Raw genomic sequence first — 26,330 nt, forward strand, 5'->3', positions numbered from 1 at the left:
GGCCGCACACGTGCCGCGGAATCACGCGGTGGGCGTCCCCGGCGTGCGGGGATCTCCTGAGTTAGCCACAGTCCGTGCTGCCAAAAACGGATTCTGACCACATCGGCGGCGCCGCTCGACGGATTTCCGGGGCAGTCTTCCGGGGTCACGCTCTAGTGGCCGCGGGCGATCCATTCATCCAGGTGCCCGGCCTCGGCGCCGATTGTCGTCGACTCGCCATGGCCGGTGAGCACGACGGTGCTCGCCGGGAGCATCAGCAGCTTGCCTTTGATCGAGGCGAGGATCGTGGGGAAGTCGCTGAACGACCGGCCGGTCGCGCCGGGTCCGCCATGGAACAAGGTGTCGCCGCTAAAGACCGTGCCGAGCGCGGGCGCATAGAAGCAGACGGCGCCGGGAGAATGCCCCGGCGTGTGCAGCACCTCGAGTTCAATACCGGCCACCCGGATGCGCTGGCCGTTCTCGAGCGGACGGCTCGGCGGGGCATCCGGGTAGACCCGGTCCCACAGCATCATGTCGTCGGGGTGGAGGTAGGTCGGCGCGGTGTGCGCGGCCTGCACCCCGGCGACGGCACCGATGTGGTCGTCGTGCGCGTGCGTGCAGAGGATGCCCACCAGCTTGCGGTCGCCGACCGCGGCGAGGATGGCGTCGACGTCGTGGGCCGCGTCGACCACAACGCACTCGTCGTCGTCGCCGACGATCCAGACGTTGTTGTCCACGTCCCAGGTGCCGCCGTCGAGGCTGAAGCTGCCCGAGGTGACGAGGTGTTCGATCCGCGCCGTCATCAGAGCACGACCACGGAGCGCAGCACGTCGCCGCGGGCCATCTTCGCGAATGCCTCCTCGATATGCCCGATTCCGATTCGTTCACTGACGAACTCGTCCAGCGGCAGGCGGCCCTGCAGGTAGAGGTCGGTCAGCATCGGGAAGTCGCGCTCCGGCAGGCAGTCGCCGTACCAGGACGATTTCAGAGAACCGCCCCGGCCGAACACGTCGAGCAGCGGGATCTCCAGCATCATCTCGGGGGTCGGCACGCCCACCAGCACGACGGTGCCAGCCAGGTCGCGGGCGTAGAACGCCTGCCGCCAGGTCTCGGGACGCCCGACGGCGTCGATCACGACATCCGCGCCGAACCCGCCGGTCAGTGCCTGCACGGCCGCGACCACGCCGTCCTCGTCGAGGCCGGCTGAGTCGATGGTGTGGGTGGCGCCCAGTGTCTGGGCGGTCGCGAGCTTCTTCGCGTCGCGGTCGATCGCGATGATGACGGATGCCCCGGCGAGCCGGGCCCCGACGACCGCCGCGTTACCCACGCCGCCACATCCGATCACGGCGACCGAGTCGCCCCTGGTCACGTTGCCCGTGTTCATGGCGGCCCCGATGCCGGCCATGATGCCGCAGCCGAGCAGTCCGACGACCGCGGGGTCGGCGGCAGGGTCGACCTTGGTGCACTGTTTCTCGTGCACAAGAGTCTTTTCGGCGAAGGCGCCGATGCCGAGGGCGGGGCTGAGCTCGGTGCCGTCCGTGAGGGTCATTTTCTGGGTGGCGTTGAAGGTGTTGAAACAGTACCAGGGCTCGGCGCGCTTGCAAGCGCGGCAGTCGCCGCAGACGGCGCGCCAGTTCAGCACGACGAAGTCGCCCACGGCGACGTGGGTGACGCTCTCGCCGACGACGCTGACCCGGCCGGCGGCCTCGTGGCCGAGCAGGAATGGGAACTCGTCGTTGATGCCGCCCTCACGGTAGTGCACGTCGGTGTGGCAGACGCCGCAGGTCTCGATGTCGACGACGACCTCACCGGGCGCAGGGTCGGGGATGACGATGTCGACAAGCTCCACCGGCGCGCCCTTCGATCGAGCGATGACGCCTTTAACGGTGATCGACATGGGACTCCTCTGGGTTGGTGCCCGGACAGGCGGTGGTGGAACCCAACCACACTACCCAACCTCCCTGCCCTGCCCTATCCAACCAATTCGACGGAGATTTTGCCAGAGAGAACCCGTTTCGGCCCGAAACAGGCTCGTAGAGGCAAAATCTCCGTCGAATTCGTTAGGAGGTTCAGGGTGCGGATGCCGCGCGCGGAGCCACGCGACCGGCCGAGAACGCGACCGGCCGGAAGCACGCGACCGGTTACGCGAACTCCTGGCAGTGATCGCACCACCAGCCGCCACCGACCGGCGCCATCGGGTCGTAGCAGGAAGCGCAGGCCGGCGTGGGAAGCAAGTTGTCGTCGTTCATTCGGAGCTCAGTTTCGATTCTGAAAACGAGTTCCCCAGCCCAGAGAACGGCATTCGCGAGTTTTGAGTGTAGGCAGACCTCGACTCGGATGTCTAGGAAAATTGACTATTCTGCGTACTTTCTAGCGCGGCAACGGATGCGCTCAGCGCGGCAGCACGCGCTCCGACACCTCCCACAGAAAAATCTCCGCAATGGACGGTCCGATGCCGGTGAACGCCTCCTCTGATCGGTGGGCGCTCGGGCTGTCGTCGTCCGCGACTCTGCTGCAGGCCACGGCCGCCTCCCTGCCGCCGGAGCTGCTCAAGGTCAGCGGCGTGCTCGACTTCGGTGCCACGATCTTCACCTGGCAGCCGCTCGTGCTGCGCGCGGTGATGATGGCGCGCGCCGTGAGCGTCACGCACCTGTCGGCGCCCCGCGGCGGCGCCATCCGCCTCGCGTCGACATCCGCCTCGCGGCGGGACTCGAGGTGAGCCTCGACGACCAGCCCGAAAATCCTGCTCTATCGTGCACATCCCACGGCAATCTTCGATTTCGACGTGCGGCCCTCCGCCGCCGGGTCGCAGCGGATCGGGCGCCCTGCTTTCGTTCTGGTCAGGGTGTGTATCTGGTCAGCGCGAGGGTTCCAGCCGCACCAGCACCGCCTTGGAGACGGGGGTGTTGCTGCCCTCCGCGGTGGAATCCAGGGGCACCAGCACGTTGGCCTCGGGGAAGTAGGCGGCGGCGCAGCCGCGGGCGCTCGGGTAGGCGACGAGCCGGAACCGCCGCAGCACCCGGTCGACGTTGTCGCTGAACTCGCTGTGCACATCGACGAGCATGCCGCTGATCAAACCCAGCTCCGCGACATCCTCCGGGTTGACGAAGATGACCTGGCGGCCGTTCTTGATGCCCCGGTAGCGGTCGTTGGGGCTGTAGATCGTGGTGTTGAACTGGTCGTGCGAGCGCAGCGTCTGCAGGAGCAGGCGCCCCGGCGGCCGTTCGAGGGGCTCGAGTTCGTTGACCGTGAGCAGGGCCTTGCCGCTGGGGGTCGGGAAGGTGCGCAGGTCGCGCGGCGCATGGGGCAGGGAGAAACCTTCCTGCTGGCGGATGCGTTGGTTGAAGTCGGCGAAGCCCGGAATGACGTGCGAGATGTGGTCACGGATGATGTCGTAGTCGCTCTCGAAACCGGCCCAGTCGATCGAGGCGGTGCCGTCGAGGGCGGCCCGGGCGAGGCGCGACACGATGGCCACCTCGGAGAGCAGCTGATCCGACACCGGTGGGAGTAGGCCGGTGGACGAGTGCACCGCGGAGACCGTGTCCTCAACCGACACGAACTGCGGGCCGGTGGCCTGCAGGTCGATCTCGGTGCGGCCCAGGGTCGGCAGGATGAGCGCCTGGTCGCCGACCACAGCGTGGGACCGGTTCAGTTTGGTGGAGATCTGCACGCTCAGCACCGTCTTCTGGATTGCGGCCTCGGCGACGACGGTGTCGGAGATCGCGCCGACCAGGTTGCCGCCCAGGGCGATCCAGACCGTGACCAGGCCGTCGCGCATGGCGCGAATGGAGTCGACGCTGTCCAGGCCGTCCACGCGGGGCGGGTCGAACCCGAATTCTCGTTCCAGGGCGTCCAGGAACGCCGGTGGCATCTTCTCCCAGATGCCCATGGTGCGGTCGCCCTGCACATTGCTATGCCCGCGGATCGGGGACGCCCCCGCGCCGGGCTTGCCGATGTTGCCGCGCAGTAGGAGCAGATTGATGATCTCTCGGATTGTCGGAACGGCCTTCTTGTGCTGGGTGATGCCCATCGCCCAGGTGATGATGACCCGGTCCGCCCGCAGATACCGGTCGGCCAGCTCGTCGATCTCGGCCGCGCGCAACCCCGTGGCCGCCAGGACCGCACCGTCATCCTGGTGGGCGAGGTGCTCGCGCAACTCCTCCAGCCCGACACAATTCTCGCGCAGGAACGCATGGTCGAGCACGGTTCCGGGCCGGGCGGCCTCGGCGTCGAGCACCCGTCGGGAGAGGGCCTGCATGAGGGCCATGTCGCCGCCGAGCCGGATCTGCAGGTACTGGTCGGCCATCACGGTTCCGGCCCCGACGACGCCCCGCACCTTCTGCGGGTTCTTGTAGCGCATCAGCCCGGCCTCCAAGAGCGGGTTGACGGCGACGATGGCGGCGCCCGCCTCCTTCGCCTCTTCCAGCGCCGTGAGCATCCGCGGATGGTTGCTGCCCGGGTTCTGCCCCATGATGATGATCAGGTCCGCACGGGCGAAGTCGGCGTAGGTGACGGTGCTTTTGCCGATCCCGACGGTCTCCGCCATCGCGTGGCTGGTCGACTCGTGGCACATGTTCGAGCAGTCCGGCAGGTTGTTCGTGCCGAGCGCGCGCACGAACAGCTGGTAGAGGAAGGCCGCCTCGTTGGAGGTGCGACCGCTCGTATAGAACGTCGCCTGGTCGGGCGAGTCCAGTCCGCGGAGGGTGTCCCCGATCAGCTTGAACGCGTCGTCCCAGGTGATCGGCTGGTAGTGCTCGGACCCGGCCGGCTTGTGCACCGGCTGCACGAGGCGGCCTTGCATGCCGAGCCAGTACTCCGACTTCGTGAGCAGCTCGCTGATCGGGTTCTCGGCCCAGAATTCGGCCGGGATCCTGATCGGCGTTGCCTCCCAGGTCACCGCCTTGGCGCCGTTCTCGCAGAACTCGAACGTCTTGCGCCGATCGGGATCCGGCCAGGCGCAGCTCATGCAGTCGAAACCGTCCCGCTGGTTCATCGCAGTCAGTGCCTTCAGGCTGCGCGGCACACCCATCTGCCGGAAGGCCGGCCCCAGTGCATGGGTGACGCCTGGCACCCCCGCCGCCCATTCCCTGGGCTTGCCGACCTCGATCTTGTCCTCGTCGATATCGTCAACGCTGCTCATACGTCGGTAGTAGCACCCTTCGCCGGGGCCGACAAGGCATGTGCGACTCACCCTCAGGCCGAAATGCGCCGAACGGATCCCGCCATCGGTCACCACGAGGTCAGAAATGACCGTACCGTTGATATGTGGTCTTCAAGCATCGGACTTGAAGAGTGTGGGGGCCACGCACACGAAAGGTTTTTCTAGCTTGAGCGACGAATGCATCCATGGACTCGAAGGCGGCCTCTGCGCCAGCTGCTTCCCGAAGGCCGCTCCCGAAATCGTGCCCGGCGTGGCCACCCGCGCCAGCCGGAGCAAGTCGACGGGCCGCGCACCGTCGCTTCGCAGTTCGCCGTCACCGCGCACCGTCACCCTGGGCGGACCCAATCCCACCCTGAGCGCGAAGACCGCTACCGCGAAGCCGGCCACCGCCAAGGTCGCCAGCACCGTGAAGCCCGTCAGGAGCACGAAATCCTCCCACGACGACGTCGGTGAGCAGCGGATCTACCACGTCACCCACATCCGCAACCTCGCCGGCATCCTGAACAGCGGGCGCCTGCTTGCCGACGCGAGCGACGCCTGGACCGCCCGGCCGGTCGTCGACCTGTCGTCGGCACCGCAGCGCGCGGCCCGGCGTGCCGCGCTCGTCGCCGGAGACGACAGCGCGAGCGTCGCCTGCTACGTGCCGTTCTTCCTCTCGCCCAATGCGCGCCTGTGGGACAGCCTCCTCACCGAATCCAACGACCCGCGCCTGTCGCCGGAGGCGCACCGCTCTCCGACGTACGACTTCGTCATTCTGGTCAGCACGGTCAAGAAGCTCCTCGACGCCCAGGCCGGCGCTGAGGAAACCGTCGCAGCGAGCGTCGCGGTGGCCAACGGGGATGCCGCGGGGGCCCTGACCAGGTTCGGCTCTGCTCCCGAGACTGCCGACCGCATGCTGCGTTCGCTGCGCGCCGATCAGGAATCACAGAAGATCCGGGAGGCGGAACTGCTCGTCACCGAGTCGTTCCCGTTCGAGTTGGTCACGCTCGTCGGCGTCGCCAACGACAAGGTGCGCGACGCGGTGCGCAGCATTTTCGCCGCCGAGGCGCACAAGCCCAAGGTCGTCGTGTACCCGCCGTGGTTCCACGCCGTTGAGGAAACCGCAGCGCCCTAGCCGGTCAGACGTCCGGAGCGCCCTCTCGCCACGTGCCCGGCCTGCCCTGTCCGGCGTCGAACCAATTCGACGGAGATTCTCGTGAAAAGCAGCTTTTTCAGAGTTTTCGGGGCCGGTTCCGGCAAAATCTCCGCCGAATTCGTTCGCGACGGAGGTGCTCCCGGGCCTCGGACTCGTCAGACACGGCGGGTGGCGTGTGCCTGCCTGGCTCTGCCCTAGTCTCGGGGAATGGGTAGACGACAGGGCCGCTCGCGCGTGCCGATCGGTGTTCTCGTTCTCGGAGTACTCGGCTTCGCCTGGGTCCAGCAGTCGGGATTTCTGGTGACCGAGTTCGAGAGCATGCTGAGCTCGGCCAGCCAAGGCTCCGGCCAGAGTTCCGGCCAGAGTTCCGGCGAGAGCACCGGCCCGGTGGCGACCGCCGCGGACGGCACCGTCGAGACAGCCGTCGGCGGCATCCCCGCACGACCGAGCGGAGCCGTCCCGATGACCGTGGAGCATGTGCATGATGGCGACACGCTCTTTCTGCGAACGGACCAGCCGAACGCCCTGGTGGCGACGACGGATGCCGTCAAGGTGCGACTGCTCGGAATCGATACGCCGGAGGTGGGGGACAGCGCCGAATGCTTCGGCGATCAGGCCACGGAGCAGTTGCGGGAGCTCCTCCCCGATGGCAGCCGCACCTGGGTCACCGTCGACCAGGACTCGACTGACCGATACGGCCGTAGCCTGTTCTATCTCTGGACCGGGGACGGGCGATTCGTCAACTACGAGCTCGTCGCCGGCGGCGCCGCCGAGTCGCTGATGATCCCGCCGAACGACGCGCACTACCCGCTGCTGCGTACGGCCGAGGACGCCGCAACGACGGCAGGTGCGGGCCAGTGGGGCGCCTGCTGATGCGGCGAAGCCGTCCCACCGATATCCCCGCGCGTCGTCCCCCGCCAGGCGTCCGCCGCCAGTCGACCCCCGCGCGTCGTCCTCAGCGCTTCGCCCGGCGCGGCAGGACCAGCCAGACCGCCGCGATGACCAGCAGCACCGCGGCCCCGGCCACCTGACCGGCCGTTCGGCCCAGCACCACGTCGAAGACCAGCAGGGTGGTGCCGGCGAGGATCACGGCGACACCAACCAGTGTGGCCCGCACGAGCACGTCGGCGACCCGCACGATCTGCTTCATCGCATGCTTCCCGAAGAGCAGCCGGTGAAGGCTGACCGGCCCTAGCGCCAGAACGGTGGTGGTGGTGGCCGTGGCGACAAGAATCAGATACACGGTCAGTTGGTACAGGTCGAGTTCGGTGAACCGCGGTTGGAAGGCGAGGGCGAGCAGAAAACCACCCACGATCTGGGTGCCCGTCTGGGTGACTCTGAGCTCCTGCAACAGCGAGAGCCAATTGCGGTCGAGGCGCTGGACATCCGTTTCGTTGCGGCGGGGCGCGGATACCGGCTCCGTCGCCGTGGGTTCCGGTGGTCCTGACAGGCTCATGCCCCGATCGTAATGCGCTTTGCGGAAACGAGATCGCACGCGTCGAGCACGGAACGGGAGAGGTCAGGCGCGCACCCTCAGGATCCACTTGCGCAGTTCCTCGACCCACAGCACAACGGATGCCATGCCCACGCAGACGGCCCAGTGCAGAGGGTCCATCGAGGTGGTGCCGAACGCGGTCTGCAGGAGCGGGAGTTCGACCACGGCCACCTGCAACAGGATCGCGAGCAGGATCGCCCCCCACAGCCACGGGTTCACGAACAGCCGGTGGAACGCGGTGGTCAGCTCGGAGCGCGCGTTGAGTGTGTTGAAAAGCTGGGCGAAGACCAGGGTGGTGAACCCCGCGGTGCGGGCCACGGTGAGGCCGTCCGTGCCGGGTTCCAGCACCGGCAGCAGCCCGCCGGGCAGGAACAGGTCGATCGTGGCGAGGGTGACCACCGCCATCACCAGGCCGGTCGACATGATGCCCACCCACATGCGCAGGTCGATCATACGGTCGTTGATCCCGCGCGGGGGGCGGGCCATCACGTCGTCGATCTCCGGGTCGACGCCCATCGCCAGGGCCGGGCCGGAGTCGGTGATCAGGTTGATCCAGAGGATCTGGGTGACCAGCAGGGGCAGCACCACGGTCTCGCTGCTGGCGCCGGTCAGGCCCAGCGCCCCGGCGAGGAGCACGCCGAGGAACACGGTGAGCACCTCGCCCATGTTCGAGGACAGCAGGTACCGCAGGAACTTCTTGATGTTGTCGAGGATGACCCGGCCGGCCCGCACCGCGGCGACGATGGTGGCGAAGTTGTCGTCGACCAGGATCATCTTCGCGGCCTCCTTGGTCACCTCGGTGCCCGTGATGCCCATGGCCACGCCGATGTCGGCGGACTTCAGGGCCGGGGCGTCGTTGACGCCGTCGCCGGTCATCGCCACGATGTCGCCGTTGGCCTGCAGGGCGTCGACGATTCGCAGCTTGTGCCGCGGGGAGACGCGGGCGAACACGGATGTGTCGCGCACCGCCTCCCGCAGCCCCGGCTCGTCGAGGTGGTCGAGGTCTGCTCCCGCCAGCGCCGTCGCCCCCGGTTCGACGATCCCCAGGTCACTCGCGATCCGCGCGGCCGTGGCGGGGTGATCGCCCGTGATCATGATCACACGCACGCCCGCCCGGTGGGCTTCCTGGACGGCTGACGTCACCTCGGCGCGGGGTGGGTCGATGATGCCGACCACCCCGGCGTAGATCAGGCCCTGCTCGTCGGCCTCGTCGAGCGGCGCCGTGTTCTCGTCGGCGACTCGGTAGGCGACACCCAGGGTGCGGAAGGCCTGGGCCGAGAGCGCCTGGATGTCGGCAAGCATCCGTGGCCGCTGCTCGGCGGTCAGAGGTACGACCGTCTCGCCGACTTGCACGTAGGCGCAGCGCTCGAGGAGCACGTCGGGCGCGCCCTTGCTGAAGATGCGCAGGCTGTCGTCGCCGGTCTCCTGGTGCAGGGTGGACATCATCTTGCGTTCCGAGGTGAAGGGCATCTCACCCCGACGTTCGAACCGGGCCATGTGCCCGGTGGTGCCCTCGAGTTTGGCCGCGGCCACCAGGAACGCGGCCTCCGTGGGGTCACCCTGGATCTCCCACTCGCCGTCCTGCTCGGTCAGCTGGGCGTTGCCGGCGAGGGAACCGACGCCCAGCACCAGCTGGGCCTCAAAGCGGAGTGCCGGGTCTGTGAGCGGTTCGGTGCCCTGGCGCAGTTCGCCCTCGGGGCGGTAGCCCACCCCGGTCACATCTACCCGGCCGGAGGCGGTCAGCAACTGCTGGATCGTCATCTCGTTGCGGGTCAGTGTGCCGGTCTTATCGCAGCAGATCACGGATGCGGAGCCCAGGGTCTCCACGGATTTCAGGTTCTTGACAACGGCATTCTGCCGCGCCATCCGTTGTACCCCGATGGAGAGGATCACCGACAGGATTGCCGGCAGCCCCTCGGGAACGGCTGCGACCGCGAGGGATACCCCGAGCAGGAACACGGTCACGAAGTCGGCGGGTGTGGACACGCCCTGCGCGAGCACGATGGTGAGCATCACGACCGTGGCGATCGCGATCACGACGACGCTGAGCAGCTTGCCGATGTGGCCGATCTCGGTTTGCAGCGGGGTGGGGTGCGCCTCGGTGCGGTCAAGCATCGTGGCGATGGCGCCGACCTCGGTGTTCATGCCGGTTCCGGTGACGATGCAGCGGCCGACGCCCTGGCTGACGGCGGTGCCCTTGAAGACCATGTTCAGGCGATCGCCGAGGGCGGCCGCGGCGGGAAGGGTGCGCGGGTTCTTGGTGACGGCCTCGCTTTCGCCGGTGAGGGAGGCCTCCGCGATCCGCAGCGAACTCGCCTCGGTGAGGCGGGCATCCGCCCCCACGCTGTCGCCCTCACCCAGAACCAGCAGGTCGCCGCGCACCAGCTCGGTGCTGGGCACGGTGGCGAGCAGGCCGTCGCGCATGACGGTCGAGGATGCCGCTGTCATGGTGGACAGGGCGGCCACGGCGTTGTCGGCGCGCGCCTCCTGCACCAGGCCGAGCACGGCGTTGAGCACTACGATCACGGCGATCACGATGGCGTCCACGGGCAGGCCGGGTGCCCCCTCGATCAGCCAGGCGCCGAGCGACACCGCGGTGGCGACCAGCAGCAGGTAGATCAGAGGGTCGTTGAACTGGGCCAGGATCCGGCGCCAGAACGGCACCGGGCGCACGCTGCGCAGCTCGTTCGGGCCTTCGGCCGTGAGGCGACGCGCGGCTTCGGCGCCGGTGAGGCCCCGGGCGGCGTCGGTCTCGAGCCGGCGGGCGATCTCGGCAGCATCGGTAACGGCGGGATCGACTGCGAGACGGTCGACCGGGTCCGATATTTCCGATTGAGCTGATTTCTCCGATTGAGCAGACGCGTCCATCGGGTGGGTTCCTCGTTTCCGGGAGTGCCGGGTCGGTCTGGCCCGCGGCTCCACCCAGTGTAGAACCGAGCCGCGGCCGGCGCTGCGTCGGCGCTGCGTCGGTGCTGCGTCGGTGCCTTTCGACATCCCGTCCGTCCCGGCGTACCTTCCACAATGGGGGTTCGCGACGGCGGATGCCGATGGGTCGACTGCGACAGATCCCGCCTGAAGCGAAGCCCACCACATCAACGACTGGCTGAACGACAACGGCTACACCGACCTCGCCGACGGAGTGCTGCTCTGCCACCCACACCACCTGCTCCTGCACAACCAGCAATGGAGCATCATCCGAACCGAAACGGACTACTGGCTTCGACCACCAGTCGAAGTCAATCCGGACCAGACTCTGATCGCACTCCCCAGCAAGCGGGCGAACCCGTAATCAGGAGAAGAGGGACCACCAGCATCCGTCGCAGTGGTGAACGTCGCCGCGTCATGATGATCCCCAATCCGCGTCCCGGTGCTCTCCCCACGGGAACAGGGCGCACTTTGCAGGGGAGGTCTACACCTCGGCCGGCTCCGCGACAAGGTCACCGGGCGGCACGGCGGGTGCGACCTCACACGCGTGCGCCGACGCGGTATCTGCGACTCGTCGGTCGGCGAGCCAGGTGTCCAGCTCGGCGGCGGAAAGCGGCTGCGACAGGTGGAAGCCCTGCGCGAAGTCGCAGCCGAAGCCGACCAGCTGGTCGTAGGCGGCGCCACTGTCCACACCCTCGGCCACCATGCGCAGCCCCAGACTGTGGGCCAGCGCAATCGTCGAGGACACCAGGGTCGCGGCTCGGGCATCGCCGGCCATCGGGAAGACGAAGGATCGGTCGAGCTTGAGCTCGTCGATGGGCAGATCGCGCAGGTAGGCGAGCGAACTATAGCCGGTGCCGAAGTCGTCGACGGAGATGCGGATGTCTTGCTCGCGTAGCCGGGTGAGGATGCCTCGGGCCCGGCCCCGGTCATTGAGCAGGAATTCCTCGGTGATCTCCAGGGCCAGGATCGACGAGGGCAGATCGCGGGCGGCGATCATGGCACCGATCCGGTCCGGCAGTTCCGTGTCGACCAGTGAGCTGGCCGACAGGTTCACGGCGATGGTCAGCGGATGCCCCTGCGCCTGCCAGAGCACGGCCTGGTCCAGCGCCTGCCGCAGCACGACCTGCGTCAGGGTGTGCATCAGCCCGGCCTCCTCGATGATCGGCACGAACTGATCGGGCAGCAGCAGGCCGCGCTCGGGATGGTTCCAGCGCACAAGGGCCTCGACGTCCCGCACCGCCCCGCTGCCGAGGTCGACCTTGGGCTGATAGTGCAGCACCAGCTGCTCATCGGTGAGAGCGAGGCGCAGTTCGGCCAGGGTGCGCAGCCGGGTCTCGCCGTGGCTGTCGTCGTCGCTGTCGTATACGTGGTGGCCACCGCGGCTCGTTTTCGCCTTGTACATGGCCATGTCGGCCTTGCGGAGCAGCGCCGTCAGGTCTTTGCCCTGGTCGGGATAGAGGGAGATTCCGACACTGGCGCTGGTCTGCAGCGTGATGCCCTCCAGAATAAACGGCTCGGCCAGCGCGGCGCGCAGTTTGACGGCCACCGTCAGGGCATCCTCCCGCGCGGAGTCCGTGAGCAGGATCGCGAACTCGTCGCCGCCGAGGCGGGCCAGGAGGTCTCCGGCACGCAGCTGCCGGTTCAAACGGATGCCGACCTGGATCAGCAGCCGGTCACCCACGTCATGGCCGAGGCTGTCGTTGACCTCTTTGAACCGGTCAAGGTCCAGCAGCAGCAGGGCACTCGTCCGGCCCTCGACCGCTGCCAGGCGGGTGGGCACGTCCGCATTGAATGCGCGGCGGTTGCGCAGACCGGTGAGGTCGTCCGTTCGCGCCAGCAGGTTCAGAACCCGTTGCCGGCCGACCAGCGGCACCACCGCCAGCGCCATGGTTGCCCCGGCCAAGGCCACGGCGAGGTTTGACACCGTGACCTGGCTGGCGAGGATCAGAACCCCGAGTCCGGCGATCGTCGACACCATCGGCACGGCCAGAGCGGACACGGTTGTGGCCGTGGCCCTGCGATCTCGCACCGGGCGCGGGAGGGAGGTGCCGTCCACCCAGAGCGCAATCAGTACGACCCCGATGTTCCAGGTCGCGTCGAGCAGGGTGCCCACCGTGTACAGGTCACCCTGCAGCGCGAAGACGGTGTCGGCGCCGGCGAAGACCACCAGGCCGGCGACGAGGAGCATCCAGCGCTTCCCGGCATCCGGGCCGTGCGACGCCACGATCCCGGCGATCGCCGCCACCACCAGCAGGTCGAGCACCGGATAGGCGGCCGCGATGACGGCACCGAGGCTGAGCGGGTCCGCGGCGGCGGAATCGAAGACGGGGCTGAGGATGACGGCCAGCACTGCGGCGGCACCCAGGGAACCCACGGCGGTGTCCAGGAAGACGGACCAGGCCGATCCGCGCAGTTGCCGGTTCACGAGCACCGCCAGCGCCCAGAGCAGGAGCAGGTAGAACAGCAGATAGCCGATGTCGGCCGGCGAGGGAAACGGTGACGCACCGTCGGCATCCGCGCTGACGAGGTAGTAGGTGTCCGCCAGGGCGTTCATGGTCAGAGCGGCGGTGGCGAGGCCCACCTCGATCTGCCCGCGCCCGACCCGGTAGACGGCGGCGCAGCCCACGAGCACGGGTGCCCACACCGAGAGCATGGCGAGCCAGCCGTCGACCAGAGGGCTGAAGTCATCGCCCTTCAGGGCCAGGCCGAGGGTGTAGGCGATGACCAGTACCAGCATGAGCGTCAGCGCGCCGAAGCGGAACCGCTCACGGGTGCCGCCGGTCATGGCAGGGCCGCCGCGCTCTGCCTCGCGGTCAGCCACTCGTCGAGTGCCGCGGCGGAGAGGGGGCGTGACATGAAGTATCCCTGGGCGAAGTCGCATCCGTAGCGCACCAGCTCGTCGTAGGCGACGCTGTTCTCCACGCCCTCGGCGACCATTTTCAGGCCGAGGCCGTGCGCGAGGTCGATCGTGGAGGCCACCAGTGCGGCGGCCCGGGCGTCGTCGGCCATCGGGAAGATGAAGGACTGGTCCAGCTTGAGCTCGTCGATGGGCAGGTCACGAAGATAGGCGAGCGAACTGTAACCGGTGCCGAAGTCGTCGACGGAGATCCGGATACCACTGGCGCGCAACCGGGTCAGGATGTCCCGGGCTCGGTCGCGGTCGGCCATCAGGAAGTCCTCGGTGATCTCGAGCATCAGCGCGGTGGGCAGAAGACCGCGGGCCGACAGCATGGTGCCCACCCGTTCGGGCAGATCGGCGTCGATCAGTGAGCTGGCGGACAGGTTCACCGCAACCGTCAGGGTACGGGCCTGGGCCGCCCAGAGCACGGACTGGTCCAACGCCTTCCGCAGAACCTCCTGGGTCAGCGCGTGCATGAGACCGGCCTCTTCGACCAGAGTCAGGAACTGGTCGGGAAACAGCAGACCGCGCTCGGGGTGGTTCCAGCGCACGAGGGCCTCGACGCCTGAGACGAACCCGGTCTTCAGGCAGATCTTCGGCTGGTAGTGCAGAACCAGCTGGTCCTCGGTCAGGGCGAGGCGCAACTCCTGCAGGGTGCGCAGACGGGCGTCACCGTGGCGGTTGTCCGCGCTGCGGTAGACGTGGTGGCCGCTGTGGGTCGCCTTCGCCTTGTACATCGCCATGTCGGCCTTGCGCAGCAGCGCGGTCAGGTCATCGCCCTGGTCGGGGTAGAGCGCGATTCCGATGCTCGCGCTGGTCTGCAGGGAGATGCCTTCCAGGGTGAACGGCTGGGCCAGGGTGGCCCGGAGTTTGTTGGCCACCGCCTCGGCCTCCACCTGGTCGGTGCGCTCGAGTAGGACGGCGAACTCGTCGCCGCCCAACCGCGCGAGCAGGTCACCGGACTGCAGTCCTTCCAGCAGACGACGGCCGACCTGCACGAGCAACCGGTCGCCGGCGTCATGCCCGAGGCTGTCGTTGACCTCTTTGAAGCGGTCCAGGTCCAGCAGTAGCAGCGCCCGGTTCCGGCTCCTGTCGTCGGCCAGTCTCGACGAGACCTCGGCGTACAGCGCACGCCGGTTCGGCAGACCGGTCAGCTCGTCGGTCTTGGACTGGCGACGCAGGGCCACCTGCCGGGAGACCAGGGGAACGGCTGCGAGGGCCAGGGTCGCCGCCGCCAGCCCGATCGCGATGTGGGGAACCGGCGTCTGGCTGGCGAGGAGCAGCACACCCAGGCCGGCCGCGGTCGACACCGCCGGCAGCGCCAGGGCCGCCACGCCGTTGGAGGAGTTGTTCCGAACCAGATCGGGTCGCGACGAGGCATCCGCCCACACCGCGATCAGGGCCAGACCCACGGCCCAGCCGGCGTCCAGAGGAGTGCCGAGAACGTACCTGGTTTCGAGTAACGCGAAGACGAGACCGGTGGACGTGAACATCAGCAGGCCGAAGACGAGGAGGATCCAGCGGCGGCCGGCAACCGGGCCCTGCGAGGTGGTGAGTGCGACGACGACGGCAACCAGCAGCAGGTCGAACAGTGGGTAGGCGACGGCGGCGGCGATGGCCTTGTTCGCCCCGGCCGCGTCGACTGAGTTCGCCATCGGGCCGAGCAGCACGGCCAGCACCGAGGCCGCGCCGAGTGCACCGATGGCGCTGTCCAGCACCACCGACCAGACCATGCCGCGCAGCTGGCGGCGCACCATGATGACCAGCACGAATAGCATGAGGGCGAAGAACAGGAGGTAGCCGACCTCGCTCACGCGGGGGAACATCTCGGCACCCCAGATCAGTATCCACAGGGAATAGGAATCGACGATCGCGATGATGGTGACCGCCGCGGCCGTGAGCAGGAGTTCGGGATGCCGGAATCGCTCCAGACCGCTGGCCGCGATCCGCACTCGGCTCCGCGAGCGCTTGCGCGTCACGGCGGCCCAGCACACGACGACCATGGACAACTTCAGGAGGGACGCCAGCCAGCCGTCGACGAAGAGGTGGAATCCGTCGTCGGGCATCAGCAGGCCGATGACGTAGCTGCCCAGGAAAACGGCCATCAGCCAGGCGGACCAGGAGGCGCCCCTGGCAAAGAAACCTCGAACTAGGCGGCCGCAGGGCGCCCCTGAATTCAACTGCACGGAACCCCCACGTTATCTAATCTCAGATTAGCAGCGGCGGAAGACGGAGAACCAACCGACCCGCTCGATTGGGGGTGGGGAATCGTGGACGGGGCGCGGCGGCGCACCGCCCTACGATTGAGTGAACGACCGACGAGCTGGAGGCAATCATGACGACACTGGTGGGGTTTTCGAGCAAGTACGGAGCCACCGAGGGAATCGCCGAGCGCATCGCCCGCAAACTGCGGGAGGCCGGGCAGGATGCCGTGGCCCGGCCGGTCGCATCCGTTGACCAGGTGGACGAGTACGACGCCTTTGTGATCGGCAGTTCCGCCTACATGGGGTCGTGGCGCAAGGGCGCGACGGAGTTCGTGCGGCGCCACCAGGAACTGATCACGGCGCATCCGGTGTGGCTGTTCAGCAGCGGGCCGCTCGGCACCGCGGGGAAGGACGCCCAGGGGCGAGATCTGCTCAAGGAGAGTGAGCCGAAGCAGTTCGAGGAGTTCGGCCAGTCGCTCCAGCCGCGCGGAATGCGGGTGTTCTTCGGTGCGCTCGACCCGACCGTGCTCGGCCGCCGGGACAAACTTGTGCGGCGCATCCCGAGTGGGCGCGAGCTGCTGCCCGAGGGCGACTTCCGCAACTGGGTCGCGATCGACGAATGGGCGGCGGAGATCGCCCGGGAGCTGTCCGTCTAACTCTCCAGCAGGCTGCGGATGTCGTCGGCCGTGAGGTTCCCACTGAACCCCGGCGCATCCGCTGGGGCGTCGCCCAGCACCTGGTCGAAGAGCTCGGCCTTCTGTTTCTGCAGGGCCATGACCTTCTCCTCGATGGTGCCGGTGGCGACCATTCGGTAGACCATCACGTTCTTCGTCTGGCCGATGCGGTGGGTGCGGTCGATGGCCTGCGTCTCGGTGGCCGGGTTCCACCACGGGTCGAGCAGGAAGACGTAGTCCGCCTCGGTCAGGGTGAGGCCGAACCCGCCGGCCTTCAGACTGATCAGGAACACCGGCTCACTGCCGGTCTTGAACCGGTCGATCACCTCGGAGCGGCGCAGGGTGGACCCGTCGAGGTAGCAGTAGGGGATGCCCCGGGCCTCGAGCCGCGCGGCCGCCTTCTTCAGGAACGACGTGAACTGGCTGAAGACGAGCGCGCGGTGACCTTCGGCGACGACGTCGTCCAGCTGTTCGAAGAGGGCGTCGAGTTTGCTGGACGACACTCCGGCGTACTTCTCGTCGACCAGGGACGGGTCCAGGCTGAGCAGCCGCAGCAGGGTCAGCGAGCGGAACACGATGAACCGGTTTTTGTCGAGGTCGTCGATCAGGCCGAACAGCTTCTGCCGTTCCCGCTGCAGGAACGTGTCGTAGAGCGCGCGGTGCCGGGGGTTCAGCTCGATCTCAAGCACCTGCTCCTGTTTGGGCGGCAGCTCGGGCGCGACGACCGCCTTGGTGCGACGCAGCAACAGCGGTCGGATGCGCCGGCGCAGCCGCGTGAGCACCTCGGGGGTGTCGCCGCGGTCGATCGGGCGCACATACTCCTCCGTGAACCGCCGAAGGGAGGGGAACAGGCCCGGTGCCACGATCGCGAACAGGGCATGCAGCTCGAGCAGGCTGTTCTCCATCGGCGTGCCCGTGAGCGCGAGCTTGAACGGCGTCGTCAGGTCGCGGGCGCACAGGTGCACCCGGGTGGCACGATTCTTCAGGAATTGTGCCTCGTCCAGGATCAGCCCGGCCCAGCCGTGCGCCTGGTAGGCCTCGAAGTCGAGACGGAACAGCGTGTAGGAGGTGACGACGACGTCGGCGCCGGCCGCGGCATCCGTCAGCGGGATGCCGCCGGCCGCCTCGGTGGCTGTGATCACCCGAACGTCGAGGCCGGGCGTGAAGCGGGCGGCCTCGGAGCGCCAGGTGGCGACGACGGATGTCGGGGCGACGACCAGGAAAGGCCGCCGCTGGGCCGGGTCGGCCGGGTGGGCGTGCCCGACTGGGTGGGCCTGCTCGGCCGGCTGCGCGGTCGCGTGCGCCAGGAGTGCGAGCGTCTGCAGCGTCTTGCCGAGGCCCATGTCGTCGGCGAGGATTCCGCCCAGCTGGTGCTGCCAGAGGAAGGTCAGCCAGGTGAAGCCCTGCGCCTGGTATGGGCGCAGGGTGGCGTGCACGGCGGCCGGCAGCGGGGCGTGCTCGGCGTCGTCGGCGCCCTTGGACAAGCCGATCAGCCCGGACACGGCCGCCCGCCACGCCACGGCCTGCTCGGTGTCGTCGGCGAGGTCCTCGAAGTCGCTCCAGAGGGCAGCCTGGTAGCGGCTGATGCGCAGGCCGGTGTCCCATTCCTGCAGGGCGCGGGCCTCGGTGATCAGTTCGTGCAGGCGCTCGAAAGCCGGCTGCCGCAGCGACAGGTAGCTATTGTCGACCAGCAGGAGCTTCGCCTGCCCCTTCGCCAAAGCTTTAAACAGCGGGCCGAACGGCACGCTCTGACCATTGATCGTGACGATCACGCCCAGGTCGAACCAGTCCCGCTGGTCCGTCTCGACCGTGCTGATTGTGAGCTCAGGAGTCTCGGTCAGTTCGCGGTAGTCGGGCCGGCTGCCGCGGATGTCCACGCGCACGCCGGGCAGCGCTTCCAGCCGCGGGAGCGCACGTTCGGCCACCTCGGCCGCATCGATGCCGCGCAGGGTGAGGGATGTCGCGGCCGGGCCTGCGTCGGGGCGGCCGGCCTCCTCGAGGAGACGCCTGGCCCGCTCGTGGATGACCCGTTCGGTGGGCTCGTCGCGGCTTCCGTTCGAGGGAGACGTGGGCGTGGGCGTGGGCGTGGGCGTGGGCGTGGACGTGGACGTGGACGTGGACGTGGACGTGGACGACAGCACGGGCAGCTTCTTCAGCAGGGAACCCTCGCGGTACTCCCAATGCCAGGCCAGCTCCAGCGCCTGCCTCGGCCGGAACCAGGCGGTGAGCACGAGCAGAGGTGGGTTGGCCTGGGGGAAGCACACGGAGCCATCCGTGCTGATCACCGGCAGGGTGCGCCGCAGCGCCGGATAGAAGTCGCTCAGGAACTCGGCCGTCTCGTCGGCAGGCACGAGAACCGTGCCGGGCGCACCGAGCAGCCGGCGCTGCTCGAAGGTGAGCGGACCGTCGACGGTCGGGGCCAGGGTGAACACCGGGTGCGGCCCGAGGGCATAGCCGTAGATCCCGTGGCCGCCGATCGCCCCGGAATGCTCGGGGGGGTGCGGGGTGCCGTCAAATAGGAGCCGGGTGGTCAGGAGCAGACCCTGGGTGCCGGCGGCGCCTGTGTTGCTTAACGCGCCGGCGGCGTTCCGGCTTGCGTCGAGGCTCACGTGGGCCTCGCGGCCCACGCTGACCGTGGCATCCTTCGTGCTGCCCACGAGACGCAGCCCCAGGGTCTCGGCTTCGTCGAAGAGGGTCCAGAGCAGCGGGCTGACGAAGTCGTCGAGGTAGATCCAGTCCGTCTCCTGGCTGGTGTAGACGCCGCGCACGGCCCGGTGCAGGGCCAGGATCTGGCTCAGCCAGCGGTGGTGCTCGCGGTTGAGGTTGAGGCGGTTGCGGTGGAAGCCCAGTTGGTTCCACGCCACGTCCGTGCGCACCCAGTTGCCACGGGCGCTTCGGATGACCGGGCGCACCCCGAGCCGGATCTCGCCCTGCCCGGGGCGCACGTTCGTGAACGGCCGGGCCGTCGCACCACGCCAGCGGTCGTTCGTGCGGGGCGTCTGCTCTCGCAGCTCGAAACGGAGGCCCATCGGAACGGGCAGATCGGTGGTCCCACCCGGTTCGCCGGGCACGGGTCCCGCGATCCGCTTCCAGTCCGCCCGCGCCGGGGGAGACCCGGCATCAGACATGGCTCCATGCTCTCATGTGGGCAGCGCGGTCGGAGCGCAGTGTCCGCGGTTGAACCAATTCGACGGAGATTTTGCCGGAAAACTGCTTATGCGGGCTGTTTGGGGGTGTTTTGGGCAGAATCTCCGTCGAATTCGTTCGGGTCGGAGATGTCGCCAGGCCTCGGGCTCGGGGCTCGGGCCCTGGCTGAGACTCACTCAGCTACACCGCGATGACCGCCGCTTCCCTCGACGGATGCGCCCTGGCGGCATCGATGATCCAGGCGAAGTCGAACGCCGTTTCACGCCAGCGGCTGTACCGGCCGGACACCCCACCATGGCCGGCCGACATCTCGGTCTTCAGCAGAACATCCGCTCCCACCTCGCGCAGCCGGGCCACCCACTTGGCCGGCTCGACGTAGAGCACTCGGGTGTCGTTGAGACTGGTCACGGCGAGTATCCGCGGGTAGTGCGTGTCGCGCACGTTCTCCACGGGGGAGTAGCCGCGCATATAGGCGTACACCTCAGGGTCGTGCAGCGGGTCGCCCCACTCGTCCCACTCGATCACGGTCAGCGGAAGCGACGGGTCCAGGATCGACGTCAGCGCGTCCACGAACGGCACCCCGGCGAGGATGCCCGCGAACAGTTCCGGGGCCAGGTTCGCCACGGCGCCCATCAGCAGGCCGCCGGCGCTGCGGCCCTCGGCGACGAGCCGGTCGGGACTGGTGTAGCCCTGGTCGATCAGGTGCCGGGCGCTGTCGATGAAGTCCGTGAAGCTGTTGCGCTTGTGCAGCTTCTTGCCGTTCTCGTACCAGAGTCGACCCAGCTCGCCGCCGCCGCGCACGTGGGCGATCGCGAAGATCATGCCGCGGTCGAGCAGGCTGAGCCGGGCGATGCTGAACGACGGGTCGATGCTGATCTCGTAGGAGCCGTAGCCGTAGAGCAGGGTCGGGGCGGGAGTTCCCGGAGCGACGAGGTCACGCCGGTAGACGAGGGAGATCGGGATGCGCGTGCCGTCGGCGGCGGTAGCCCACTCGCGGCGCTGCTCGAACAGGGTCGGGTCGTAGCGGCCGAGCACGGGCTGCTGCTTCCGCAGCCGGCGCTCGCCGGTGGCGACCACGTGGTCGTAGACCGTCGACGGCGTGACGAAGCTGGTGTAATCGAGACGGATGGTCGGCGTGTCCCACTCGGGATTGGCCGAAGTGCCCACGGAGTACAGCGGTTCCTCGAAGCCGAGCTCGATGAAATCGAGTTCCTCGTCGGCTGCCTCGGCGCTCACGGCAACGCGGGTGAGTCCGTCCCGCCGGTATTCGGCCACCACGAAGTCGCGGAATGCGTCGACGCTCTCGAGGCGCACGGCCGTATCGTGGGGCAGCAGAATCCGTTTCTCACCCCGCGGGTCGGCGACGGAGACGCTGACCAGCTCGAAGTTGACCGCGTGGTGGTTGTGCACGATCAGCAGGCGGTCCTGGCCGTTCAGCACGGCGTGCTCCACGTCGTACTCGACGCCGTCCAGCCGCGGCCACACCAGGGCGAACTCGCCGGTCGGGTCGGCAGCGTCGAGCAGCCGGGTCTCGGTGGTCACGCTCGAGCCGGCCTCGATCAGCAGGAACCTGCGGCTGCGGGTGAGGCCGATGCCCACCCAGAAGCGCTCGTCGGGTTCGTGGAAGACCGACATGTCGGCGGCGACCGCGGTTCCCACCTCGTGTCGCCACACGGTGTCGGGCCGCCAGGCGTCGTCCACGGTCGTATAGAAGATGTAGCGGCCGCTCGGGTCGAACAGTGCACCCTCGCCGGTGTTCGGGATCTCGTCCGCGAGATTCTCGCCGGTCGCGATGTCGCGCACGCGCAGGGTGTACCGCTCGTCGCCCTCGGTGTCGACGGCGTAGAGCAGCCGGTTCTCGTCGCCGCTCACGTCGGTGCTGCCGAGCGAGTAGAACTCGTGGCCGGCTGCCTCGGCGTTGTCGTCGAGCACGATCTGCTCGCCCGGGAGACCGGCGGTCCCGCTCGCCTGCCCGCTGGTCTGTTCGGGGATCTGCTCGGGAAGCACCGGCGGGGTCCAGTCGTCCGGCGCGGAGATCGGCGCACGGCAGTGGATGCCGTATTCCTTCCCCTCCACCGTGCGGGTGTAGTACCACCAGTGGCCCTGTCGCACCGGAACGCTGAGGTCGGTCTCCTGGGTGCGGCCCCTGATCTCCTCGAAGACCTGCTCCTGCAGCAGGGCCAGGTGGGCGGTGCGGGCATCCGTGAAGGTGTTCTCGGCTTCGAGGTGCGCGATCACCTCGGGGCTGTCCTTGTCGCGCAGCCACTCGTAATTGTCGGTGAACACGTCGTCATGGAAACTGCGCTGCTGTGGCTTCTGCACCGCGCGGGGAGGAGTGGTCATGAGTCATAGCGTAGTTCCGTGAGGGCGCAGACTTGAGGGGTACCAGCCCAGAGACGAATGGAACCACAATGACGCAGCCCGGAATCGCCCCGCTCGAAACCTCCCGGGAGGAGGCCCTGCAGGGGCAGGTCTTCCAGGCGGTGCTCTTCGACATGGACGGCACCCTGGTCGACTCCACTCAGGCGGTCACCCGGTCCTGGCTGCGCTGGGGTGCCGAGGTCGGCCTCGGCCCGTCGTTCACCGGCCCCGAGCATGGGGTGCCGGCGCGTCAGATGATCGCGACCCTGGTGGCGGAGGAGCTGGTCGAGACATCCGTCACCCGGCTGACCGAGTTCGAACTGGCCGACACGGATGGCGTCAGGATTTTGGCCGGCGCGGCGGAACTCATGGCGAGCATCCCCGAGGCCCGCCGGGCGATCGTCACGTCCTGTGCCCGGCAGCTGTGCCTGGTGCGCCTGGACGCCGCCGGCTTCCCCGCGCCGCTCACGGTGGTGACCATCGACGACACCAGCCGCGGCAAGCCGTTCCCCGAGCCGTTCCTGCTGGCTGCCGAACGCCTCGGCGTCGACCCGGCCCGCTGCGTCGTGGTCGAAGATGCCCCAGCCGGCCTTGCCGCCGCCCGAGCCGCCGGCTGCGCCACGATCGGCGTCGTCGGCACCCATCGGGCCGCCGACCTGGAGGCCGACCTGGTGGTCTCCGGTCTCGACCGCCTGCGCGTGTCCGTGCAGGATGACGGAGTGGTCTTCCACCTGGTGACCGAGCAGTAGCAGCCCGGAGCAATAGCGTCCGGACTCAGCGCTCGTAGATTTCCAGCGGCAGCCCGTCGGGGTCGCGGAAGAAGAACATCGCTTTGCCGGTGTTCGGGTCCACCCTCAGTTCCTCAACCTCGACGTGCTTGCCGATCAGCTCGTCGCGCGCGGCCGGTACGTCGTCGACCTCGAACGCGAGGTGGCGCAGTCCGAGCGCTTCCGGGCCGCTCTTCCGGGGCGGGGTGTCGGAAAAAGAGAACAGTTCGATCAGGTAGTGGCCGTTCAGGGCAAGCTTGCCCATCCACGACCGGCGCGCGGCCCGGAAGTATTCCGCTTCGAGCGTGCAGCCGAGAACGTCGAGGTAGAAGGCCTTGGACACGTCGTAGTCGCTGGCGATAATGGCGATGTGGTGCACTCCGTTGATGCGCATGCGGCAGTTTCGCATACTCCAGGGGGCGGAAGAGGTCAGGATGAAACCGTCGACTATTAAGGTGGCAGATTGTTGGGAGACCGAGATGAATAAGAGCAGCGATCCACTGCGTCAAACGGTGGTGCTGGCGAGCGTGATCCTAGCCGCCGTCGGATCGTTCATCGGGTCCGGCGCCGCCGGCGGAACCCCGATCCAGAACGCGTCAGGCGGAGCGCTCGCCGCCGACGCCACCCCGATCGCCCCCGACGGGCCGGCCTTCGGCATCTGGACCGCGATCTACCTCGGCCTCATCGCCTACGCCCTGTGGCAGCTCCTGCCGGCGCAGAGAACGGATGACCGCCAACGCGCCCTGGGCTACCCGATCGCAGCGTCGCTCGTGCTGAACGCCGCCTGGATCCTGAGCATCCAGTTCGACCTGCTCTGGCTCAGTGTGCCCGTGATCGTGCTTCTGCTGGTCGTGCTGATCCGGGCGTTCCAGCTCACGCTCCGCACCCAGCCCAAAAACCTGATTGAGACGATCGTCGCCGACGGCACCGTGGGCCTGTACCTCGGCTGGGTGGCCATCGCGACCGCCGCCAACGTCACCGCGGTGCTCGTCGCCTCCGGCTTCGAAGGCTTCGGCCTCAGCGCGGACCTGTGGGCGGTGCTGGTCATCGCCGTCGCCGGGCTGGTCGGCGTAGTCCTCGCGATCTACGGCCACGGCCGCCTCGCCCCGGCCGCGTCGCTGTGCTGGGGCCTCGGCTGGGTGGCCGTGGCCCGGCTGGCCGGCACCCTGCTCTCCACTCCCACGGCGATCGCGGCGATCGTCGCCGTGGCCGCCATCCTGATCGTCACCATCACCGTGCGCGTGCGCACCTCCAGGTCCGTCACGTCCGCCACATCCGCCACGTCCCGATCGGTCACCGCGTGAGCGATCCGGCCACCCTGCCTGTCACCCCGGCGGGCGTCACCTCGGCGCGCCGGCGCTGGGCCGGTCTCGTCTTCATCAGCGTCGCCGTCGCCCTGATCATCGTCGATTCCACGATCATCAACGTGGCCATCCCCTCGATCGTCGACGACCTGGCGATCACCTCGACCCAGGTGCAGTGGGTGCAGGAGAGCTACACCCTGGTTTTCGCGGCCCTGCTGCTGGTGTTCGGAACGCTTGCCGACCGGTTCGGTCGACGGCGCATCCTGATTCTCGGCGTAATCGTCTTCGCCACATCATCCGTCTTCGCGGCGCTCGCGCAGACGGGCGAACTCCTGATCCTGGGTCGGCTGATCCAGGGCGTCGGCGGTGCGATGGTGCTGCCCACCACGCTCTCGATCATCAACGCCACGTTCCGCGGCCGTGACCGAGGCATCGCGTTCGCGATCTGGGGCTCGACCATCGGCGGCATGGTGGCCGTCGGCCCCCTGCTCGGCGGCTGGCTCACCACCTCCTTCTCCTGGCGCTGGGCATTCGGCATCAACGTGCCACTGGGCATCGTCATCGTCGTCGGCGTACTGGTCTTCGTGCTCGAATCGAAGGATGCCGGCGAGCCGCGCCGCATCGACGTCGTCGGCGCCGTGCTCTCGGTGATCACCAGCGCGTCGCTCGTCTTCGGGCTGATCGAGGGACGCACCTACGGCTGGTGGCTCACCGACAAAGCGCCGGTTGCGGGAGACTGGACCTGGCCGTACTCGCTGTCGATTATTCCATTTGTGTTCCTGATCACCGTCGTGTCCGGCGTGGCCTTCATCTACTGGGGGCTCTACCGCCAGCGGGCCGGCAAGACCACCCTGCTCGCCTTCTCCCTGTTCTCGATCCCGTCGTTCCGAAACGGCAACATCGCGGCCATGATCGTCTCCCTCGGTGAGTTCGGCATCATCCTGTCACTGCCGCTCTGGCTGCAGAATGTGCTCGGCTACGACGCCCTGCAGACCGGATTCGTGCTGCTCGCCCTCGCGCTGGGCTCGTTCGTGGCCAGCGGGGTGTCCGGGGCGTTCGGCAACAAGATCTCACCCGAGACGATCGTGCGGTTCGGGATCGTCGCCGAGATCATCGGCGTCGCCGGCCTCGGCCTGGTCATCACGGCCGAGTCCACCTGGCTCGTCGTGGTGCCGTTCCTGTTCGTCTACGGCATCGGCGTGGGGCTGGCCACCGCCCAGCTCACCGGCGTCGTGCTCAAGGATGTGCCGGTGGCGCAGAGCGGCCAAGGCTCCGGCACGTCCAGCACCGCCCGGCAGATCGGCTCGGCGCTCGGCATCGCGGTGCTGGGCACCGTGCTGTTCACTACGGTCGGTACGTCGCTCGATGCGAAGCTGGCCGAGGTGCCCGGGCTGACTGCCGAGACCCGGAGTCTGATCGTCGACGCGGTCGTCGACAGTGCGGGCTCGGTGATCCCGTCGTTCGAAGAGCAGAGCCCCGAGCTGGCGGATACCGCCCGCGAGGCGTTCAGCGACGGCACCCGCTACTCGGCGTACGCCGCAGCCGGGTTCCTCGTGCTCGGCTTCCTGGCGACGCTAGGGCTGTCCGGCACCGCGCCACACGCGGAGTCGCGCCGCGAGGATGCCGTCCCCGGCCAGAGTATCCCGGCGGCCGAGACCGCGGGGGAGCCCGTCTAGCTGCGTGTACCTGACGGCCAGGGGGTTTCGCGGGTGTGGGGATCCCGGGCTCCGCCGCGGGTCAGGCCCGGCCGAGCCTGCGCGTGTGGCCAACGCAGGAGACCTGCCGCGGGTCAGGCCCGGCCGAGCCTGCGCGTGTGGCCAACTCAGGACATCCGTCGCCCGCATTGCCCGGCTCCCACGGACCAGTGCGGAACCGGTGCGGATGTCCGTCCCGGCCGGACGGATCTCCTGAGTTGGCCACAACACCGGCCGGATTTGCAGCCGCACGGGTGCGCTCTGCATCCACCCGCGACCCCGTGCGCGACCCCGTGCGTCACCCCACCCGCCACCCCGTGCTCCACCGCGAATCCCGAACGAATTCGACGGAGATTTTGCCCACAATCATTCCAAACAGCCCGTAAACCCGCTTTTTCCTCAGAATCTCCGTCGAATTGGTGCAGGGCAGGGCAGGGCAGGGCAGCGCAGGGCAGCGTGGGGCAGCGCCGCGCGGCGCAGGGCGGCGCAGGGCTCGGCGGAATCCGTCGCGGCTCATACATGGGAAGCCGGCACACGTTCTACCGTGTGCCGGCTTCCACAGCGTGCGCCGCGAGTGGCGCA

17 protein-coding genes are annotated in these 26,330 nt (G+C 68.3%); 7 read left to right on the top strand and 10 right to left on the bottom strand.

Annotated elements, in window-relative coordinates; all coding sequences use genetic code 11:
- Nucleotides 1–152: 152 nt before the first annotated feature.
- Both E3N86_RS06550 and E3N86_RS06555 read right to left on the bottom strand, forming a co-directional pair.
- Entirely contained in the window at nucleotides 153–782 is a 630-nt protein-coding gene (locus E3N86_RS06550) for an MBL fold metallo-hydrolase (RefSeq protein WP_104099246.1), read from the bottom strand.
- Complete coding sequence (locus E3N86_RS06555) at nucleotides 782–1,876, bottom strand: S-(hydroxymethyl)mycothiol dehydrogenase (RefSeq protein ID WP_134374029.1); 1,095 nt, start codon at nucleotides 1,874–1,876, stop codon at nucleotides 782–784. Before E3N86_RS06555 ends, E3N86_RS06550 begins: the two co-directional genes overlap by 1 nt.
- Before the next feature lie 543 nt (nucleotides 1,877–2,419).
- On the opposite strand from E3N86_RS06555, the gene E3N86_RS06560 reads away from it, so the two are divergent.
- Complete coding sequence (locus tag E3N86_RS06560; RefSeq protein WP_134511600.1) at nucleotides 2,420–2,698, top strand: hypothetical protein; 279 nt, start codon at nucleotides 2,420–2,422, stop codon at nucleotides 2,696–2,698.
- A gap of 138 nt (nucleotides 2,699–2,836) precedes the next feature.
- Here E3N86_RS06560 and E3N86_RS06565 read toward each other — a convergent pair whose 3' ends face one another.
- Nucleotides 2,837–5,119, bottom strand: coding sequence for an FdhF/YdeP family oxidoreductase (locus E3N86_RS06565; protein WP_134374025.1), 2,283 nt, complete (start codon nucleotides 5,117–5,119; stop codon nucleotides 2,837–2,839).
- Nucleotides 5,120–5,306: 187 nt separating this feature from the next.
- On the opposite strand from E3N86_RS06565, the gene E3N86_RS06570 reads away from it, so the two are divergent.
- Together E3N86_RS06570 and E3N86_RS06575 are read left to right on the top strand one after the other, a co-directional pair.
- Nucleotides 5,307–6,254, top strand: a complete 948-nt coding sequence (locus tag E3N86_RS06570; RefSeq protein ID WP_166785037.1) for a DarT ssDNA thymidine ADP-ribosyltransferase family protein — start codon at nucleotides 5,307–5,309, stop codon at nucleotides 6,252–6,254.
- 228 nt (nucleotides 6,255–6,482) lie between these two features.
- Entirely contained in the window at nucleotides 6,483–7,148 is a 666-nt protein-coding gene (locus E3N86_RS06575) for a thermonuclease family protein (RefSeq protein WP_134511602.1), read from the top strand.
- A gap of 82 nt (nucleotides 7,149–7,230) precedes the next feature.
- Here the strand turns inward: E3N86_RS06575 and E3N86_RS06580 are convergent, their stop codons facing one another.
- The 4 genes from E3N86_RS06580 to E3N86_RS06595 form a co-directional block, all read right to left on the bottom strand.
- Nucleotides 7,231–7,731, bottom strand: coding sequence for a DUF6328 family protein (locus E3N86_RS06580; RefSeq protein WP_134374019.1), 501 nt, complete (start codon nucleotides 7,729–7,731; stop codon nucleotides 7,231–7,233).
- A gap of 63 nt (nucleotides 7,732–7,794) precedes the next feature.
- On the bottom strand, nucleotides 7,795–10,638 hold the full coding sequence (locus E3N86_RS06585) for a cation-translocating P-type ATPase (RefSeq protein WP_134511603.1): 2,844 nt from the start codon (nucleotides 10,636–10,638) through the stop codon (nucleotides 7,795–7,797).
- Nucleotides 10,639–11,179: 541 nt separating this feature from the next.
- Nucleotides 11,180–13,519, bottom strand: a complete 2,340-nt coding sequence (locus tag E3N86_RS06590) for a bifunctional diguanylate cyclase/phosphodiesterase (protein ID WP_166785038.1) — start codon at nucleotides 13,517–13,519, stop codon at nucleotides 11,180–11,182.
- Nucleotides 13,480–15,702, bottom strand: a complete 2,223-nt coding sequence (locus E3N86_RS06595) for a bifunctional diguanylate cyclase/phosphodiesterase (protein ID WP_134511604.1) — start codon at nucleotides 15,700–15,702, stop codon at nucleotides 13,480–13,482. The genes E3N86_RS06590 and E3N86_RS06595 overlap by 40 nt, the downstream gene beginning before the upstream one ends.
- A 230-nt stretch (nucleotides 15,703–15,932) precedes the next feature.
- On the opposite strand from E3N86_RS06595, the gene E3N86_RS06600 reads away from it, so the two are divergent.
- Nucleotides 15,933–16,457 carry a flavodoxin domain-containing protein gene (locus E3N86_RS06600; RefSeq protein WP_104169664.1) on the top strand — a complete coding sequence of 175 codons (525 nt, stop codon included), beginning with the start codon at nucleotides 15,933–15,935 and terminating at the stop codon, nucleotides 16,455–16,457.
- Here the strand turns inward: E3N86_RS06600 and E3N86_RS17115 are convergent.
- Complete coding sequence (locus E3N86_RS17115) at nucleotides 16,454–19,603, bottom strand: DEAD/DEAH box helicase (protein ID WP_198412887.1); 3,150 nt, start codon at nucleotides 19,601–19,603, stop codon at nucleotides 16,454–16,456. The two genes, E3N86_RS06600 and E3N86_RS17115, sit on opposite strands and share 4 nt — an antisense overlap.
- Before the next feature lie 199 nt (nucleotides 19,604–19,802).
- Nucleotides 19,803–21,965, bottom strand: coding sequence for a S9 family peptidase (locus E3N86_RS06610; RefSeq protein ID WP_134374009.1), 2,163 nt, complete (start codon nucleotides 21,963–21,965; stop codon nucleotides 19,803–19,805).
- A gap of 68 nt (nucleotides 21,966–22,033) precedes the next feature.
- Between E3N86_RS06610 and E3N86_RS06615 the strand changes: the two genes are divergently transcribed.
- Nucleotides 22,034–22,732 (top strand): HAD-IA family hydrolase, encoded by a 699-nt coding sequence (locus tag E3N86_RS06615; RefSeq protein ID WP_104099248.1) that lies wholly within the window; start codon nucleotides 22,034–22,036, stop codon nucleotides 22,730–22,732.
- Nucleotides 22,733–22,757: 25 nt separating this feature from the next.
- Here the strand turns inward: E3N86_RS06615 and E3N86_RS06620 are convergent, their stop codons facing one another.
- On the bottom strand, nucleotides 22,758–23,144 hold the full coding sequence (locus E3N86_RS06620; RefSeq protein ID WP_104099249.1) for a VOC family protein: 387 nt from the start codon (nucleotides 23,142–23,144) through the stop codon (nucleotides 22,758–22,760).
- 85 nt (nucleotides 23,145–23,229) lie between these two features.
- On the opposite strand from E3N86_RS06620, the gene E3N86_RS06625 reads away from it, so the two are divergent.
- Both E3N86_RS06625 and E3N86_RS06630 read left to right on the top strand, forming a co-directional pair.
- A complete protein-coding gene (locus E3N86_RS06625; protein ID WP_134511605.1) occupies nucleotides 23,230–24,054 on the top strand; it encodes a tryptophan-rich sensory protein in 825 nt (274 codons plus the stop codon).
- On the top strand, nucleotides 24,051–25,730 hold the full coding sequence (locus E3N86_RS06630) for an MFS transporter (protein ID WP_241985966.1): 1,680 nt from the start codon (nucleotides 24,051–24,053) through the stop codon (nucleotides 25,728–25,730). Before E3N86_RS06625 ends, E3N86_RS06630 begins: the two co-directional genes overlap by 4 nt.
- Nucleotides 25,731–26,330 lie beyond the last annotated feature (600 nt).

Origin of the sequence: Cryobacterium sp. Hz7, assembly GCF_004402815.1 — a bacterium.
In the GTDB taxonomy this organism is placed as follows: Bacteria; Actinomycetota; Actinomycetes; order Actinomycetales; family Microbacteriaceae; genus Cryobacterium; species Cryobacterium sandaracinum.